Source organism: Microbulbifer yueqingensis (assembly GCF_900100355.1).
In the GTDB taxonomy this organism is placed as follows: domain Bacteria; phylum Pseudomonadota; class Gammaproteobacteria; order Pseudomonadales; family Cellvibrionaceae; genus Microbulbifer; species Microbulbifer yueqingensis.
In genome coordinates this window covers 1-15,796 of the sequence record NZ_FNFH01000003.1, presented here as the reverse complement: position 1 = coordinate 15,796, position 15,796 = coordinate 1, and the positions used below count along the sequence as shown (strand labels likewise).

General features: G+C 54.0%; 18 protein-coding genes. 4 read left to right on the top strand and 14 right to left on the bottom strand.

Annotated features, from left to right (window positions below; genetic code table 11):
• Positions 1–155 precede the first annotated feature (155 nt).
• The 4 genes from BLT26_RS07275 (at position 156) to BLT26_RS07260 (ending at position 6,348) form a co-directional block, all read left to right on the top strand.
• Positions 156–1,013, top strand: a complete 858-nt coding sequence (locus BLT26_RS07275) for a DMT family transporter (RefSeq protein WP_091511236.1) — start codon at positions 156–158, stop codon at positions 1,011–1,013.
• Positions 1,014–1,292: 279 nt separating this feature from the next.
• Positions 1,293–1,976: an NAD-dependent epimerase/dehydratase family protein gene (locus tag BLT26_RS07270; protein WP_091511232.1), complete on the top strand. Its 684-nt coding sequence runs from the start codon at positions 1,293–1,295 to the stop codon at positions 1,974–1,976.
• A 91-nt stretch (positions 1,977–2,067) separates the two neighbouring features.
• Entirely contained in the window at positions 2,068–3,186 is a 1,119-nt protein-coding gene (locus tag BLT26_RS07265; protein ID WP_091511229.1) for an efflux RND transporter periplasmic adaptor subunit, read from the top strand.
• Between the two features lie 3 nt (positions 3,187–3,189).
• The gene (locus BLT26_RS07260; RefSeq protein ID WP_091511225.1) at positions 3,190–6,348 is read left to right on the top strand and encodes an efflux RND transporter permease subunit; all 3,159 of its coding nucleotides are present in this window, start codon (positions 3,190–3,192) and stop codon (positions 6,346–6,348) included.
• Between the two features lie 38 nt (positions 6,349–6,386).
• Here BLT26_RS07260 and BLT26_RS07255 read toward each other — a convergent pair whose 3' ends face one another.
• The 14 genes from BLT26_RS07255 to BLT26_RS16225 all read right to left on the bottom strand — a co-directional run bounded on the left by BLT26_RS07255 (position 6,387) and on the right by BLT26_RS16225 (position 15,758).
• A complete protein-coding gene (locus tag BLT26_RS07255) occupies positions 6,387–7,022 on the bottom strand; it encodes a DUF998 domain-containing protein (RefSeq protein WP_091511222.1) in 636 nt (211 codons plus the stop codon).
• Positions 7,023–7,172: 150 nt separating this feature from the next.
• Entirely contained in the window at positions 7,173–7,604 is a 432-nt protein-coding gene (locus BLT26_RS07250) for an MAPEG family protein (protein WP_091511220.1), read from the bottom strand.
• A 444-nt stretch (positions 7,605–8,048) separates the two neighbouring features.
• Positions 8,049–8,447: a VOC family protein gene (locus BLT26_RS07245; protein WP_091511217.1), complete on the bottom strand. Its 399-nt coding sequence runs from the start codon at positions 8,445–8,447 to the stop codon at positions 8,049–8,051.
• Between the two features lie 89 nt (positions 8,448–8,536).
• Positions 8,537–8,863, bottom strand: a complete 327-nt coding sequence (locus tag BLT26_RS07240) for a DUF2834 domain-containing protein (protein ID WP_091511214.1) — start codon at positions 8,861–8,863, stop codon at positions 8,537–8,539.
• A 148-nt stretch (positions 8,864–9,011) separates the two neighbouring features.
• On the bottom strand, positions 9,012–9,287 hold the full coding sequence (locus BLT26_RS07235) for a hypothetical protein (protein ID WP_139169441.1): 276 nt from the start codon (positions 9,285–9,287) through the stop codon (positions 9,012–9,014).
• Between the two features lie 105 nt (positions 9,288–9,392).
• Positions 9,393–9,914: a hypothetical protein gene (locus tag BLT26_RS16250; protein ID WP_139169439.1), complete on the bottom strand. Its 522-nt coding sequence runs from the start codon at positions 9,912–9,914 to the stop codon at positions 9,393–9,395.
• 59 nt (positions 9,915–9,973) lie between these two features.
• Positions 9,974–10,276 (bottom strand): immunity protein Tsi6 family protein, encoded by a 303-nt coding sequence (locus BLT26_RS07230; protein ID WP_091511208.1) that lies wholly within the window; start codon positions 10,274–10,276, stop codon positions 9,974–9,976.
• Between the two features lie 109 nt (positions 10,277–10,385).
• Positions 10,386–10,856 carry a nuclear transport factor 2 family protein gene (locus tag BLT26_RS07225; RefSeq protein WP_091511202.1) on the bottom strand — a complete coding sequence of 157 codons (471 nt, stop codon included), beginning with the start codon at positions 10,854–10,856 and terminating at the stop codon, positions 10,386–10,388.
• Between the two features lie 132 nt (positions 10,857–10,988).
• The gene (locus BLT26_RS16245; RefSeq protein ID WP_139169438.1) at positions 10,989–11,408 is read right to left on the bottom strand and encodes a hypothetical protein; all 420 of its coding nucleotides are present in this window, start codon (positions 11,406–11,408) and stop codon (positions 10,989–10,991) included.
• 485 nt (positions 11,409–11,893) lie between these two features.
• Positions 11,894–12,313, bottom strand: a complete 420-nt coding sequence (locus tag BLT26_RS07215) for a hypothetical protein (protein WP_091511196.1) — start codon at positions 12,311–12,313, stop codon at positions 11,894–11,896.
• Between the two features lie 157 nt (positions 12,314–12,470).
• The gene (locus BLT26_RS16240) at positions 12,471–13,100 is read right to left on the bottom strand and encodes a hypothetical protein (RefSeq protein WP_139169437.1); all 630 of its coding nucleotides are present in this window, start codon (positions 13,098–13,100) and stop codon (positions 12,471–12,473) included.
• Between the two features lie 113 nt (positions 13,101–13,213).
• On the bottom strand, positions 13,214–13,705 hold the full coding sequence (locus tag BLT26_RS16235; protein ID WP_139169434.1) for a hypothetical protein: 492 nt from the start codon (positions 13,703–13,705) through the stop codon (positions 13,214–13,216).
• A gap of 121 nt (positions 13,706–13,826) precedes the next feature.
• On the bottom strand, positions 13,827–14,222 hold the full coding sequence (locus tag BLT26_RS16230; RefSeq protein WP_139169432.1) for a hypothetical protein: 396 nt from the start codon (positions 14,220–14,222) through the stop codon (positions 13,827–13,829).
• A gap of 1,149 nt (positions 14,223–15,371) precedes the next feature.
• Positions 15,372–15,758, bottom strand: a complete 387-nt coding sequence (locus tag BLT26_RS16225) for a hypothetical protein (protein ID WP_139169430.1) — start codon at positions 15,756–15,758, stop codon at positions 15,372–15,374.
• Between the last annotated feature and the right edge of the window lie 38 nt (positions 15,759–15,796).

Below are 15,796 nucleotides of genomic sequence, written 5' to 3'. Positions count from 1 at the left end.
CCTCTTGGACGGGAACCGGTGCGCCTGGCGTGCAGGCGGGAGGTGGCGACAGCTGGTAGACTTTCCCCTGCCGCCAGTTTCGCCGGCCGTTACCGAATGGCCAGGACCAGTGGAAATCCGGCCAGCGGTGAAGCAAATCCCATGGAAGCTAGGCCATGCCGTCCCTGCGAATTCTTGCCCTGACCGCCCTCGCGATGATCGCCTTCGCCGGCAACTCACTCCTGTGCCGCCTGGCACTGAAGGAAACCCACATCGACGCAGCGAGCTTTACCACCCTGCGCCTGGTTTCAGGGGCGCTGGTGCTGTGGCTGCTGTCCCTGCGCAAACCCGAAATCGACACCAGCACCGTGGGCGACAAACGCAGGCGCGACTGGATCTCAGCCGTGGCGCTTTTCGCCTATGCCGCAGCTTTTTCCTTCGCTTACCTGAGTATGAACGCCGCCACTGGCGCATTGCTGCTATTCGCTGCGGTGCAGGTAACGATGATCGGCCACGCCCTCTGGACTGGCGAGCGGTTCACGCGAATGCAGTTCGCAGGCACCACCATCGCCGTTACCGGGCTCGCCGTACTGCTGTTGCCGGGGGCCACCACTCCCCCGCCGGTAGCGGCGATCCTGATGCTCGGCGCAGGCGTGGCGTGGGGCATCTACTCGCTGCGGGGCATAGGCCAGACCGATCCCACCCGGGTCACCGCAGAGAATTTCATGCTGGCCGCTCCCCTCGCCCTGGCCCTGAGCGCGATCCTGCGCGAGCATATTTCCCTCGACCTAGTCGGCGCGGCCTCCGCCATTCTCTCCGGCGCCGTGGCCTCGGGAATCGGCTACGCCGTCTGGTACGCCGCCCTGCCCGCACTGAAGGCAAGCACCGCGGCCACGGTGCAACTAAGCGTTCCCGTGATCACCGCCGCCGGAGGAGTGCTGTTCCTCGGTGAAGCGCTGGATCTGCGCATGGTAGTGGCATCGGCTGCAATCCTCGGCGGCATTGGCGTAGTGTTAATGAAACGTAATTCGTGATCGGCAGCGGGGTCGCTCGAGCGCCTTCCACTCCACCATGGTGGAAAAAGGAAATAAAAGCGCGTTATTCTCGACCGACTTTCGCTGGATCGCGTTAACCCGGGAGGCCACTCAACTTGTCCAGTTCCATCTTGTCCAGTTACATCTCTTTACTTGCCGGCTCTTCTTCCTCCTTGTGGCTTACCCTGGTCACCGTCATTACCATTTTTGAACTCGCTGATGCGGGCGAGATCACCGTTATATACGCTTGAGGCGTGAGTTCCCTGAGGTGAATATCCCATGACCACCGCCATCGTCATCGGCGCCACCGGCCTGGTGGGCAGTGCCCTGGTCGACGATCTCGCCGGCAGCGAATCCATCGAGTCCGTGACCACCCTCACCCGCCGCCCTGCTCCTCACGAATCTGGCAAGGTCCGCAATCAGGTGGTGGACTTCGGGCGGCTTGGGGATCATGCGAACCTCTTTACCGGCGACCTGCTGTTTTCCTGCCTGGGCACCACCCGCAGGAAAGCGGGCTCATTGGAGGCGCAACGCCGGGTGGACCTCGATTACCAGCTACAGGCAGCCGCACTGGCAGCGAAAAACGGCGTGGCCCACTACCTGCTGGTATCCTCGAGCGGCGCCAACCCTGACAGCCGCAGCGGCTACCTGCAGATGAAAGGGGAGCTGGAGCAATGCGTGCTACAGCTGGGTTTCCCACGGGTCAGCATCTTCCGGCCGTCACTGCTGCTGGGCGAGCGTGACCATTTGCGGGTAGGCGAACAGCTGGCGGCCGCGGTCCTGCCGGCCCTGTGCCGGCTGCCGGGCCTGCGTCGCTACCGTCCCATCCGCGGCGAGCAGGTGGCGACAAAAATGCTTGAGGTGGCGCTATCCCCCGGCGCGGCCGTCGAGACCTTCACCCTCGACCAGGTATTCCCCTCCCCCTCCGCCGATACGAGTCCCCGGGACCACTCGCCGCCCTGAGCAGCCCTGAGCCGCCCCCTGGGTCGGTGGACTATCCTTAGGGGTCCGTCCGCCGACCCGATAACAGCTAAGAGGGGGAGTGCTTCGCCTTATGCGCCACCGTCGGGCCAAGAGTTTCCACCTTCTGTTGTCAGCCCTGGCGGGAATCGCCACGATGTGGATGGCCCAGGCCCAGGAGGCGGGGCCGATCGCCGTCGAGGCCATTGCCGCCCGCTCGCGCCCCATTGTTGAATCCATCCCGGTCAACGGCACCCTCACACCGCCGCGCCTGGCGCTAATTTCCACCGAAGTTGCCGGCCTCGTCAGCAAAGTCCACGCGGATCTCGGCCACCGCATCCGGTCCGGCGAGCCGCTGCTGGAACTGGACCGGGAACTGAATAGCATCGCCCGCGACGCCGCCCTGGCGGATGTTGAACGTCGCCGCACGCTGCTCGCGGATGCGCGCCGCCGGCTCGGCGAGGCGCAGGCGCTGCTGGGGGATAACTACATTGCCGAAAGCGACGTGGAGACGCTGACCTCCCAGGCCCAGGTGGCGCAGGCGGAACTGCGTGCGGCTGAAATCGAGGCCCGCCGACAGACGGCGCTGCTGCGTCGCCACCAGGTCAACGCCCCCTTCACCGGCATTGTCAGCCGCAAGCTGGCGGAGGTGGGCGAGTGGGTGGAACCGGGCACGGAGCTGTTCGAGGTGGTCTCGACGGAACACCTGTACGCGGACCTGCAGGTACCGCAGCGCTACTACGCGCGCATCGGCGAGCAAACGCCGCTGCGGCTGGCATTCGACACCGGTGACGATCGCACCTATCGAGCCACCATGCTGCGCAAGGTGCCCCTGAGCGGCAGCGGCGCCCGCACCTTCGTTCTGCGCACCGAGATCGTTGACGAGGGCCAGCCGGCGCTGATCCCCGGCATGTCGGTATCGGCGCAACTGCGCCTGGGCACCGAGCGCCAGGCGGTGGCCATTCCCCGGGACGCCCTCACCCGCTACCCGGATGGACGCATTACCGTGTGGGTAGCTACGGACTTCGGCGGCTGGGACAAGCCCGCCAGCGTCACCGAGAAACTGGTGACAACGGGGCTGGGGTTCGACGGCCTGGTGGAGATTCGCTCCGGGCTCAGTCCCGGACAGGTAGTGATCACCCGGGGCAACGAGAGCCTGCAGGAGGGACAGCGCGTGCTGGTGCGCCAGGCGGCTACAGCGGGGGATGGCTAAGCCGTGTTCGAGGGCATTATCCGCAACGGTATCCTGGTTACGGTCAGCGTGCTGATTGTCACCATCCTCGGCATCGTCGCCGCGCTACGGGTGCCGGTGCAGATGATCCCCGACCTGGAAGTGCGCACCGTCACCATCGTCACGCGCTGGGCCGGCACGACACCGCAGGACATCGAAAAGGAGATCCTCATCGAGCAGGAGGAATACCTGCGCAATATTCCCTACCTGCAGGAGCTGCGCTCCACCGCCAACCTGGGCTCGGCGGAAATCGAACTGGAATTCCCGTTCGGGGTGGATATCACCGAGACCCTGATCCGGGTCAACAACGCGCTTACCCAGGTGCCCTCCTACCCGGAGAATGTGGACGAGCCCCAGGTTTACGCCACCTCCTTCTCATCCAATTCCTTCATGTACTTCCGTGTCTCGCCACTGCCCGGCAATCCCCGCAAGCTGGATATGGACATGATGCGGGACTATATCGAGGACAATGTACGTCCGCGCATGTCCGGCGTGCCCGGCGTGGCCCAGGTGGACGTGTGGGGCGGCGCCGAGCGGCAGATACAGATTCGCCTGTTTCCCGAGCGGCTGACCCAGCGCAACCTGACCCTGGGCGACGTGCGCGCGGCCATCGCCGAGCGCAACCGGGACATTTCGGGTGGCGAGGTGGAGAGCGGCAAGCGCCGCTACCTGCTGCGCACCTTGGGCCGTTTCGATGACCTCGAAGAGCTGCGCGGCCTGATACTGCGGCGCGACGGCGACGGCATCGTGCGTCTCGGCGATGTGGCCGGGGTGCAGCTCGACCACTTCAAGATCCGCAGCAACTCCTATGTAAACGGCCGACCGGTAATCACCCTGGCAGTGAGGCGTGAGAGTGGTTCCAACGTCATCGCCATCAAGCGGGCCATGATGCGGGAGGTCGAGCGCATCAACGCTGAAATCCTGGAACCCGCCGGTATGGTGCTGGAGCTGACCGCCGATGACGTGGTCTATGTGCAGGCATCAATACTTAATGTGTGGAAGAACCTGGCCATCGGTGCCCTGCTGGCCACCGCCATCATGTACCTGTTCCTGCGCTCCGTACGTGCTACCGCCCTGGGAGTCGTGGGCATTCCCATCTGTACCATCGCCGCCTTCATCGGCCTGCTGGTGGCCGGGCGCACCATCAATGTGATTTCCCTCGCCGGGGTGGCCTTTGCCATCGGCATGACGCTCGACAATAGTATCGTCGTGCTGGAGAGCATCGAGCTGGAGCGCCGCCGCGGACTCAACCGCCTGCAGGCCGCCGTCGCGGGGGTGCAGCGGGTGTGGCCGGCGGTGCTCGCATCCACCCTCACCACGGTAATGGTATTCCTGCCGGTGGTGTTTATCGTCGAGGAAGCTGGACAGCTCTACTCCGATATTGCCATCGCGGTTTCCGCCTCTATCCTGATGTCGATGCTGGTGGCCATCACCGTGATTCCCACCGCCAGCGCGCGACTGAAATTCAAGGGATCCACCAGCGGGGCCATCGCCCACAGCCGGCTGCGTAATGGCGTACTGGACCGTATCAGCTGGCTGATTTCGACTCCGGCGCGACGCCTCTACTGCATCGGCATCACCGTGGCACTGAGCCTGGCCATTGCCCTGCTTCTCACACCACCCGCCGAATACCTGCCCGAGGGCGAGGAGGCCAAGACCTTCGCCACCATGAATGCCCCGCCGGGCTACAACCTCGAGACCATGGAGCGCATTGCGGACGAGATCCAGGCGTACTTCCTGCCATTCGTGGAGGACCAACCGGAGGCCTTCGAGCGCGGCGAAACCGAGGTGCCGGCGATGAAGTACCTCAACCTGCGCGTCTCGCCCCAGAGCCTGCGCATTATCTCCGAGAGCAAGGACCCGGCGCATATCGACGAGCTGATGGCAGCCATCGTACGCAAGTACGAGAGCTATCCCGGCATGCGCGCCTTCGCCGCGCGCGGCTCAATTATCAGCAGCAATGACGGCGGCACCCGCAGCGTCAACCTGGATATCTCCGGGCCCAACCTGGCGGACCTCTACCAGGTGGCCCGCGCCGCCTACGACCGCGCCGAGGAAATTTTCGAAGACCCAAGCATCCAGACCCGCCCTTCCAGCCTCTCACTGTCGCAGCCCCTGCTGCAGGTGCGCCCCCGCTGGGACCGCGCCGCCGAGGTGGGCATGAGCGCGGTGGATATCGGCTTTACCGTGGCCGCGCTTACCGACGGTGCCTTCGTCAATGAGTTCTTCCTGGACGACGACAAGATCGACATGTACCTCTACAACCGCGAGGGACCGGCAGCCACGGTAGATACCCTGGAGCAGCTGTTCGTCTACACCCCGATAGGCCAGGTACTGCCGCTGTCGGAACTGGCCGAAGTGCGGGAGACCGTGGACACCGCCACAGTCCGCCGCGTGGACGGCCGCCGCACGGTGACCCTGAATATCATCCCGCCGCGCTCGGTGGCCCTGGAAACCGGGGTCGAGCGGGTCAAGACACAGCTGGTGCAACACCTGCGCGACACCGGCCAGGTGCCCGCCGGCGTGAGCCTGACCATCTCCGGCGCCGCCGACCAGCTGGATGCCACCCGTGCCGCGCTGGGCAGCAACTACGTAGTGGCCCTGCTGATCGTCTACCTGCTGATGGTCGCCATCTTCTCCCATTGGGGCTATCCACTGCTGATCATGACCACCATCCCGCTGGGCATCGCCGGCGGCATTGCCGGGCTGGCACTGCTCAACCTGGTGGGCGCCACCCTGCGGGGGATGGGCTTGGAGGGCTTCCACCAGCCCTTCGACATGATCTCGATGCTGGGCTTCCTGATCCTGATGGGCACCGTCGTCAACAACCCCATCCTGATCGTGCACCGGGCAATCGACAATGTGCGCGAGGACGGCATGGAAGCGGTAGCCGCCGTGGAAGAAGCCGTGAGTTCGCGGCTGCGGCCCATCGCCATTTCCAGTATCACCACTGTCTGCGGGCTGGCGCCGCTGGTGTTCCTGCCCGGTGCGGGCACGGAGCTCTACCGGGGGGTGGGCGTGATTGTGATGGGGGGAATTATCGGGGCGACGCTGGTGACACTGACCATGTTGCCGGCGTTGACGGTGATAGTGCTGAAGTGGCGCCGGGCGGGAGCGGGAGCGAGTGCGGAATCGCACGGCTGAACATTGCTGCGAGAGCGGAGGACGCAGGCGCTCGGCTTTTACCTACCGTCTCCGCCGCGGCCGATAAGCAGCAACAGCCAGGCGAGCATTGCCACCCAGGAGACAAAGGCAAGCCCCAGCAGTCGCTCCACCGCCCCATCCACAGTGGTCGGCACCAGAAACATAAACAGGGGCCCGCCGACCAGCCACAGGCCGGCGAAGCTAAGGCTGAACAGGAAATACCTGCGGCCGATTTCTCGCAGCTCGAACGCCAGGAAAATAGCCAACAGGAAGACCAGGGCATAAAGGCTAAAGGAACATGCCCGGTGCACCTTGCCGCCAAAATCGTCATAACCGCGATACTGGTTGTATTCAGAGATCACAAAAATAACGCCGGCGATCAACAGTAACAGTGCAGCTGAGACCCATCGACGCCAACCGCCGAAATCCCAGCGCAGCAGCGCGATCGCGGCGGCAATCAGTCCAACTCCGAAGATGTCCAGGCCGAGGTCCTGGATCCAGGCATATTTCCCGATGGCCAGGGTGCTGATCGTCTCGGTAATTGGGTTGTGACGGTCCACCACCAGCCAGCCGATCACGTCAGAGAGAACCACCAGCACGCAGGCCGCCAAGGCGATGTATGCCAGGGCCAGAACCAGGCGCGAACCCTCCCTTGGAGAGGAACTTTCGTCCATATTGCTATCCTGCCATCCCCGGCCTGCCCTAGGACCCTCTTAACTCATAACTGTTTCAAACCCCAGAGAGTCTAGATAACAATCCGCGTCTATGGCGCCTCTGCCTGGACGGCCGCGCTAGGTCTCCCCGGTAGAGAAAGCTGCCATACATCAGGATACCGACGCCGCATGGCGGATAACCATAACCATCAGTGCCACGAAACCGACAATCTGGAGAAAAAAGAACGCAAAACGCACCGCCACCACGGAATTGGTCTGGGTAAACCCCACATGTACGAGTGACTGGAGAATGCGCGCGGCCAGAATGATTATCGAAATCCAGTCAACGAGAAAGCCTCCGGCCCCACTCACATACAGGGAAAACACAATCGCGCCAAATACAGGAAGGTTTTCCACACAGTTCGCGTGGGCCCGCATCGAGCGGCGGTACCAGTCATCCCCCTCAACCTGATCGGCCCGGAATTCCCGAATGGGCACCCGTCCCGTAAGGATACGACTCCAGCGATACACCCCGACTGTAAACAGCAGCAGGAACACGGTCCACGCGGCGAAGCCGAGCAGCATCCATATTGGCAAAGTCATCGATCAATCTCCCATACTAGATTCCCCTACGTTGATCTTCACAACTATACGGAATATCTACTGTTCGTTGGTGGATAAGTCTTACACCTAACGCCTAAAGCCGAGGCGCATTTATTCGCGCGGCTGCCTTTTCTTGTTACATTTTAATTTCTGCCAAACAGAATAAAGAGCCATGAATGAACCGCAAATTATTACCGAAACCGCTAAGTTGCCCAAAAATGAAAAAGGGCTAATGATGATGTTATGCGACTGCTTGCTGATTTCGAAGATGAGTAGTCCAGTTTCGTCATGTGATGGGAACACTAAAGGATATGGAAATCCCATTGCACGTCCTGCAACGCAGTATTCCCAAGGAATTACACTGAGAACAGCGGCCAACATTACAGGTATAGCACTTAGTTTCTTCATAAAAATTAAAATAAGCCACGTATTTTGCGTTCGCTCTTAATACGCTCGTAATGGATTTTCATCGTCATTTCTATGAAAGACAACTAGCTTATTTCCATCTAAATCACGAAAATACGCCGCAAAATAAGCTCCATTGCCTCTAGGACCCGGAGGACCTTCACATTTGGAATTTAGTCTTATGGCTAATTGATAAACATCTCGCACGGCTTCCTCACTCGCGACCTTCAGCGCAACCATTGTACCATTGCCATATGTTGCATAATCGCCATTATAAGGATTAGCAATAGCCAGCTTTGTGTCTGAGTTTGGAAATTTATAAAACACAACATCACTTGTTTTTGCCACTTGCTTAGCGTCAAGAAGCCCTAAAATCTGATCATAATATTTGACCGAAGCATCGAGATTATTGGTACCTAATGTCAAATGTGAAATCACTCTCAATGCCTCCTTGATGCATAACGCTGAGCACAGCGGCGCCACGACAGCGGCGTCCGGCGGTCATCGGCCGCGACTGATGCGGTGGATTATACTTTGCTGGCTTCGGCTTCAGGCTCGCGTCCACCACGCAGCACCAAATATAGCAGCGGGCCTGCAGATACAAATACAGCTGTCAGTAGGAAAAATGGTATGACATAGCCCACTCCTTTCCCGCGACTTCTTGCGTCTTGGTACATCCAAACACAAGCCAACACGGCGAGAATGTAGAGATCTATAACAACCTGGGCGGTATCCGGACTAGATATCAGCTGAGCTCCAAAGGCCAGAAGCGACTGCTCGGCGCCCGTCATTACCCAGAAGGTAAAGCCCATGAACAGGCAGAGAATGACTAGAGGGAATATCGATACTCTCATGATCTTCCTTGATTGAGGTTTAAGAAATACAACTCTCTTGTTTAGCGGCGCTGGTGCTGTGCAGCGAAATGAGCGTCCGGTGCAGGGCCGAAAGGCCCGAAACGTACTACAACTATTTGTTAAAGGTTTTTCAGTCAGCTCTCGGTAGTCACGAAAACGCCGAGGATATCGTCTGTAAGCTGCTCACAGCTGTCAGGATCCCTCCAATGACGATCAGTCTTCTTTGTGAGAGATCGACACCCTGAATCAGAATAAAGGTCCCAACCGCGCAGCTGAAAAAACCTCCGCTGAACTGTGAGCCACCAACCGAGTAAACAAACACCAAGTAAATCACTGCCAAAAAATACAGCAATACCCGCAGCGGCTTGACCTCAAAACGCTTGTAGTAGGCCTGGTCCTCTGGGGAAAGATCTTCCTTGTTCACTGAAAACGCCCCTGAGCCTTTAACGCCCGCAGCACGCGTGGTTTTGCAGCGAAGGCGAAGCCGCAGCCGAAAAGCCATCGCTGTGCCTGCGATTGTTAGGCGCTATTACGTTGGCCACGCGACTTCGCTCTTTACTTTTTTTTCTAGTTCAAATTCGGTCGATCTTTTTGCCTCGGCACGGTCAATCCAATTTAGCCGCACCTGAAGGCTACGCGCTTCAGAGAACTGTCCCGAGGAACCGGCATCCAGAATACGATAACGGAATAGATGTAGACCATTCTCCAATTTCTTCGGTGAAGTATTTATGTCTATCGCCACCTCACGCACTTCACCAGTTTCTTCAGATTTGACCTCAATCGATTCGAGTCTGAGCGGGTCTTTATCCCTTTGAATCACATACAAGTATGCTGTGGCTGAATATCCAGGCCAGAATCTATGGAAATCTACTACAAAATATGGTAGCTCGTTTACCGTGAGCTCCGAACCTAGTTTTGGGTCGGATTTTGACCATTGCAAGTTTTTCCGGTCGGACTCCGTCTCTTCATGGACGAAGTGGTGTACTTCCGCCGCTTTGCACCCCCCCCACGAGACCGTAGACAATAAGATGAGTAGAACTCGAAATAGCATGGTGATCACCTAACGTTGCCAAGCACGCGCTTATCGCGTGCTTGGCCTTGTTATGAGTTTTATCCCAGGAGCTTACGGTCAATTTTCAAGCCCTTTCTGGTCTGGACGGCCACATAAAAAGCTTTATTGAGCGCATCAATTAGCTTCGCTTCTCTTGGATCGATCTCCCGCACGACATAATGCCCAATAGTGAGATCAAATAGCCTTCTTCTCTCGACAGACCGACCTTCGAAATAATCTATAAGATATTTCAACTGGGCCTCTATTGAATCATATAGCTCCGGAGCGAGTGCGCCACGGCCATCAAGGAGAATCGAAAGAGCCTCCTTACACACAGCCGTTTTTATATCCTCATCGCTCACTCGTGTTGACCTCATAACGTTCGCAACAGGGGCGGCCGAAGCGTAGCGTAGGCCGTCCCGCGGAGGACCGAAAGGCCGGAACAAACTGCTTGCGCTTGTTATGTGCCGTCTACTCAACGTTGTAAATACGTATGACAGCAACTTTGCCGTCCTCTAGCTCTAAAACCTCTAGCCTTTGGTTGCTGTAACTGTTGTATTTACCGCTGTCAGGATGTACACCGCTTGCTTCCTGCTTGTAGCGGAGTGCCACGCCGCTCTTGCCAAATGAGACTATATCGATAAGCTCAGCTTTGTACTTATCACGGGAGGCTAAATAGTACGTCATGCCTTTACGTATCCTGGCTTTACCGTCTGGCATTCGAGAGTCATCAGTATCAAATGGTATATGTTGACTCCCTACATCATCCTTTAGTAAGGATAGATAATTTTCAATATCTTCTGGCTTAGCATTTGGCCTTTGAGTGGCTACAAAAGCCTGAAAGTATTCATTTGCAAATTTTTTGGCATCAAATTCTGATTCTTTTGCCGACGACGTAGCTGACAACAGAACTACAACCACATAAAAAAATATTTTATTCATCCTATTTCCTTTTTATGTTGCACATAACGCCGCAATCAGACGCGGCTTACTTTGTGTGTTTTTTGCACAAAAATGGAAGCGCAGCGACCGTGCAAAACGCGCACAAAGTAAGACGTCGGCTGCATTGCTTTGTTAAATTAGTTTTGGCACCGTGATTTCTACTGGCTGATTGAACTCGGTCAACTCCCCGGACTTGATAATTGAACCACGATGTATGAATTTGCAATACACCTTCCAGTGCTCATTGCCACCCCAGGTGAGCGGACCGAATTCATTATAGGTGCCGCCCACCTCGTACCCACTATGCGATAACTTTAGCAATCCAGTTGGGTCGGATTCTTTGTACGCTTCATTTATTTCTTGAGCAATTTTCTCACTTGGCCATACTCCATTTCCGCTGCAACTAGCACTTACGCCGGAAACAGGGTTTTCATCTTGATCTTTAAAAGTAATTTGGTAGCTCTTTGAGGGAGTAAATCCATCCCAGGTTACTGTCGCTACACAGCCAGAGAGCATAAAAATGCTAGTTATAAGTATGAATTTTGGCTTCATAATTTAACGCTTCACATAAGCCGCGCGAGGTGCGAGCGTCGGACGAAGTGAGCGTACTTGATGTGATTGTTAAAACAGGTTTGCTCTCCCCACATTAGACAGCCTCCTCGGCAGGGGCCGAAAAGGGTGCCTTCATGAGGGCCCAGGCAACGCCCACTAGCGCGAGAAAAAAACCTACGAAAAACCAACCAAAGCCTTTTCTGTTCTTGGTTCGTGCAATAACAGCGCAGATGATGCCGTAGGATACCATGTTGAATAGAAGAGCAGCTCCTCGACCGAATTGCCCAAAGTAAATTGTCCCAGCGAACAGGATAATTCCGAGGGCGACTGCAATAGCTATATTTAGGAGCGATTTCACAAAAGCCTCATCCTTTTAACGCCCAGCGCAGGCGCAGCCAGCGCGGAGCAGCTTTTGTGTTAATGTTTGAGCGCCAGCGAGTAACACAAAAGGTGCGTAGCGTTGGCTGTCGCTCTGCCGCTGTTTGTTATGCATTTGGCCAGAGCGACAGTAGATACGCTGCCCCTGCTGCGATCCCCAGCCAAACGATAGTATAAATTAATTGATACCTTTCAGCGAAGCGAGCTTTGATCGATATTTCTGCATATGAAAATCCGCTCGGCGGAATGAGCATAAAACTAACACGAGAAGTGCTATCTGGAAGCACTGGGTCCGATTCAGTAATATCAAACTCGTGCCCTAATTCTTGCCCCTGGCTATCGTAGTAATATAGATATGCCATGACGTCTTTTATTTTTCTATTGCTCACCGATTTAATCGTTAGTTGAAGATTATCTGTCTTACGAATTAAACCATCTTCCCACTTCTCAGCTACAGGCTTAATCACCTCATTGGTAATCTCTAGCCCCTCAAAAACATCTCTATTTTTTACGTCAGATATCTTCATATTTTTATTGCATAACGCCCGCAACAGGGGCGACCAATACTATGCACGTTTTGTGCGAAAATGGGAGCGAAGCGACCCGCACAAAATGTGCATAGTGTTGGGCGTCCCGCGGAGGACCGAAGGGCCGTAGCATCCTGCTTGCGTTTGTTATGTGTATTTAGACGCAAGTAAGGTCATCCGGACTGCTAACATTACAGGGCTCTGCCGAAATTATTCGATAACCGATATTAGTAGTTAAAACCTCGAATTTATACTTTACTGTGCTTTGTGGCGGCATATCATTACCGGCACATACGCGAAAATCACCTGGAAATTCCGAAGACACTCTACTTAAATAGTCGGGTCCTTCATATCTATACGCACAATCTAGCCGTGCTTTTTTCTTTCCAACTCTATGGACGAGCTTAAGCTCAGCGAACTTCACTTCTTTTACGCCAACAAAATCAGAATAAATTGCACCAACCAGAGTTATTTGGGATTGATAAAAATAGAAACCACAAAACGCGGACAACATAAATGACACAAACATGATGCCAAGAGGCCCCTGTTTTTTAGTTCCCTTTTTCCTTGAACTTCGGTAATGATTCGGCGCATAAACAGCTAACGCATAAAATATTATTGAAAACGTGACTACGCCATAGACAATCGCTAGAAGAAAGAAAATGTTATCTGCGAATTCAGACGTAAGCGAGAACTCAAAGGAACTAACGGTCAATGACATTACGAGCGGGAAAAGAAGCAAAGGCAGAGATATTTTCCAAAGATGTCGATCTAAAAATTTATTCATATTTTCCTCTGATTGAACACATAACGCCCGCATTTGGGGCCGGAGTGAAGCGCACCGGAACGAAGGTCCCAGCCCACGCAGTGGGCTATCAACATGCGCTTGTTATGTGGATCCTACCCCTTCACTTTTTCGGAGTTAATTTCATTTCCGTTAATAATCCACCTCCAGGTTTCCTCCTGATGCAAGGCAGAGTTGTACGACTTACTCATTATTACAATATTTTTATTTTCTAATCGAACAGATACTATAATATCACCAAGAGATTCACTTGGCGGTACAATGAGGTGTGAATCATTTCCATCGAACAAGAATCCTGTATAAGAGGATCCAGTTGCACCACTCCAAAAGCTGCTATTTCTTACAAAATATATTTCTCCAGCTTCCGCAATTGAGAAATACTCCAAATCCCCATGGCTTTTCAAAATTTCTTTAATTTCTTTAATGCTATTGGCATTAAATAGTTTTTCACGTTCTTCAAGAGAATAGGTTCCACTTAAAATATCATTTTCTGAATCTACTCTATGAATTTCACGCGCCAAACTATGTTGAGCATTGGCGTCAATACTTGCCAGGGCCGCTATCAACAAAAATATCGTGGTTTTCATGATCCAATGATTTTCCACATAACGTTGCCAGCAGAGGCGGCCGTAGCGCTTTTTGCGCGAAGCGCATTGCATAGGCCGTCCTGCGGAGGCGCGCAGCGCCGGAGCGTACTGCCTGGCCTGGTTATATGCCCCACTCCACTTCTTCAATGTGGCCACACAAACTATATAAGACTTCACCATTTTCATTCTTTCTTGGCTTAGGTGTGTAAGTTAAAGCTAGCTTACTGCCAGAAAATATTTCCGATGTTCCAAAAAGTTCGAAAATTTCCACCTTTGGATCTTCATCTGTAAAACTAGCAAATGGTATTTGACTTTCACCTTTTATGTACGCGCCACCAGAAAGCTCCCAACCTTGATATTCTTTAGGCACGATCACTCGTAAGATGATCGGATTTTCTTTAGTTGGTACTTTATTCTGCCCAAGTATCTCGATTTTTGTAGGGATATGTAGATCATCACAAGCAATCGCAGTGCTAGAAATTAGTAGAAATATTGATATCACAACATTTTTCAACACTGCTCAGATCCTCGGAGGCATATAACGCCGCAATCAGACGCGGCTTACTTTGTGTGCTTTTTGCACGAAAATGGGAGCGCAGCGACCGTGCAAAAAGTGCACAAAGTAAGACGTCGGCTGCATTGCTTTGTTAAGCGGGGTCTGGCTCCTCACCCTTTTTTAGGAAGTGGTTTACTATCGAAGGACCATATTGATGGTAAAGATCCATAACCTTATGAGTTACATACCGGACTAGAAAACAGGAAATAACAATCCCTGGAACAATTACCCACCAATTGAAGTTGTATTGGTCCGGGTTTCTGAAAATATGCACTACTGAACCAAGCCCTAAACCGCCTAGCGCGCCTCCCACCATGAGCGAAAATAGGCCAAGCGCTCCATAGATTGCTCCCGATACCCACCCTATAGCTCCAAACACCACGAAAAATGCTAAGCCAGCGAGAGCACCAACGGTTCCGCCACCCAAGATATCGGCGAACATTTGGAAAAATGATTTTTTTCTACACCAAATGTAAGAATTATCTGAAGACAGACCCACGTCGATGCACCAAGCACCGAATACCTTACGATTTTTTCTGCGATTTTCTTTTGGTTCATTTTTATACTCGCTTAACGCCGTTGTAAAAGGCGCGGCGAATGCCGCGTCCAGTGGAGCGCAGCGGAACGGTTTTTAACAACCTTGTTAGGACCCTGCAGTACCATTTTTGCTAACGCCGATCGAAAAGACAAGGAATGCTATTGAGCCGATATATATACCTAGGTTTACGAATAGCACTCTTAGGTTATTGTAAATATCGAAATACTTTGGCATTGAGTACACGCCAGCGGGATTAGTATAAGTATTGAGGTGAATACGAAGGAAAAGATCAATGAGTGCACCGATAACCATAATCCAAAACCCGATTGAAGTGATTAGCAAAGATCTATTTCTTAGCTTATGCAAAAGGATACTAGCCCCTAAAGCTAACAATATGGGCAGTACTAAAAACGAATACGCAGCCATATTTGGATTCCTAACGCCCGCAACAGGGGCGACCAATGCTATGCACGTTTTGTGCGAAACTGGGAGCGCAGCGACCCGCACAAAACGTGCATAGCGTTGGGCGTCCCGCGGAGGCCCGAAGGGCCGTAGCATCCTGCTTGCGTTTGTTATGCATTTTTTGGACCTCTAGGACGAACCGCCCCGCCCAAATATGCACCCAACAATGAAGCGACTACAAGCGAAGCTCCGTAAAGTAGTTTTAAGTAAAAAGGAGCATCTGAGAAGTTCAGCAACCCAAACAATACAAACGAAGGTAAAACTTGCAATAAAGCAAGACCAAAAGCTGCCTTTCCGAATAAATACCCTGTAATAAGCCCCATCACTAAAAACATGATTTGGAACGGGCCTACAAATGTCAGAAATTCACCGCCGAAAATTTTCGAAAGATGATTGGACAATTTCTGTGCGTAGCCGATGAATGGCGGCCAGAAATACCAGATTAAGATAACCCCTAGTCCAATAATAAAATGAATTAATGGTGTAAGACGCCTCATGCTTACTCCAGCTTAGCTTTCGATCTCAGATGCATAAC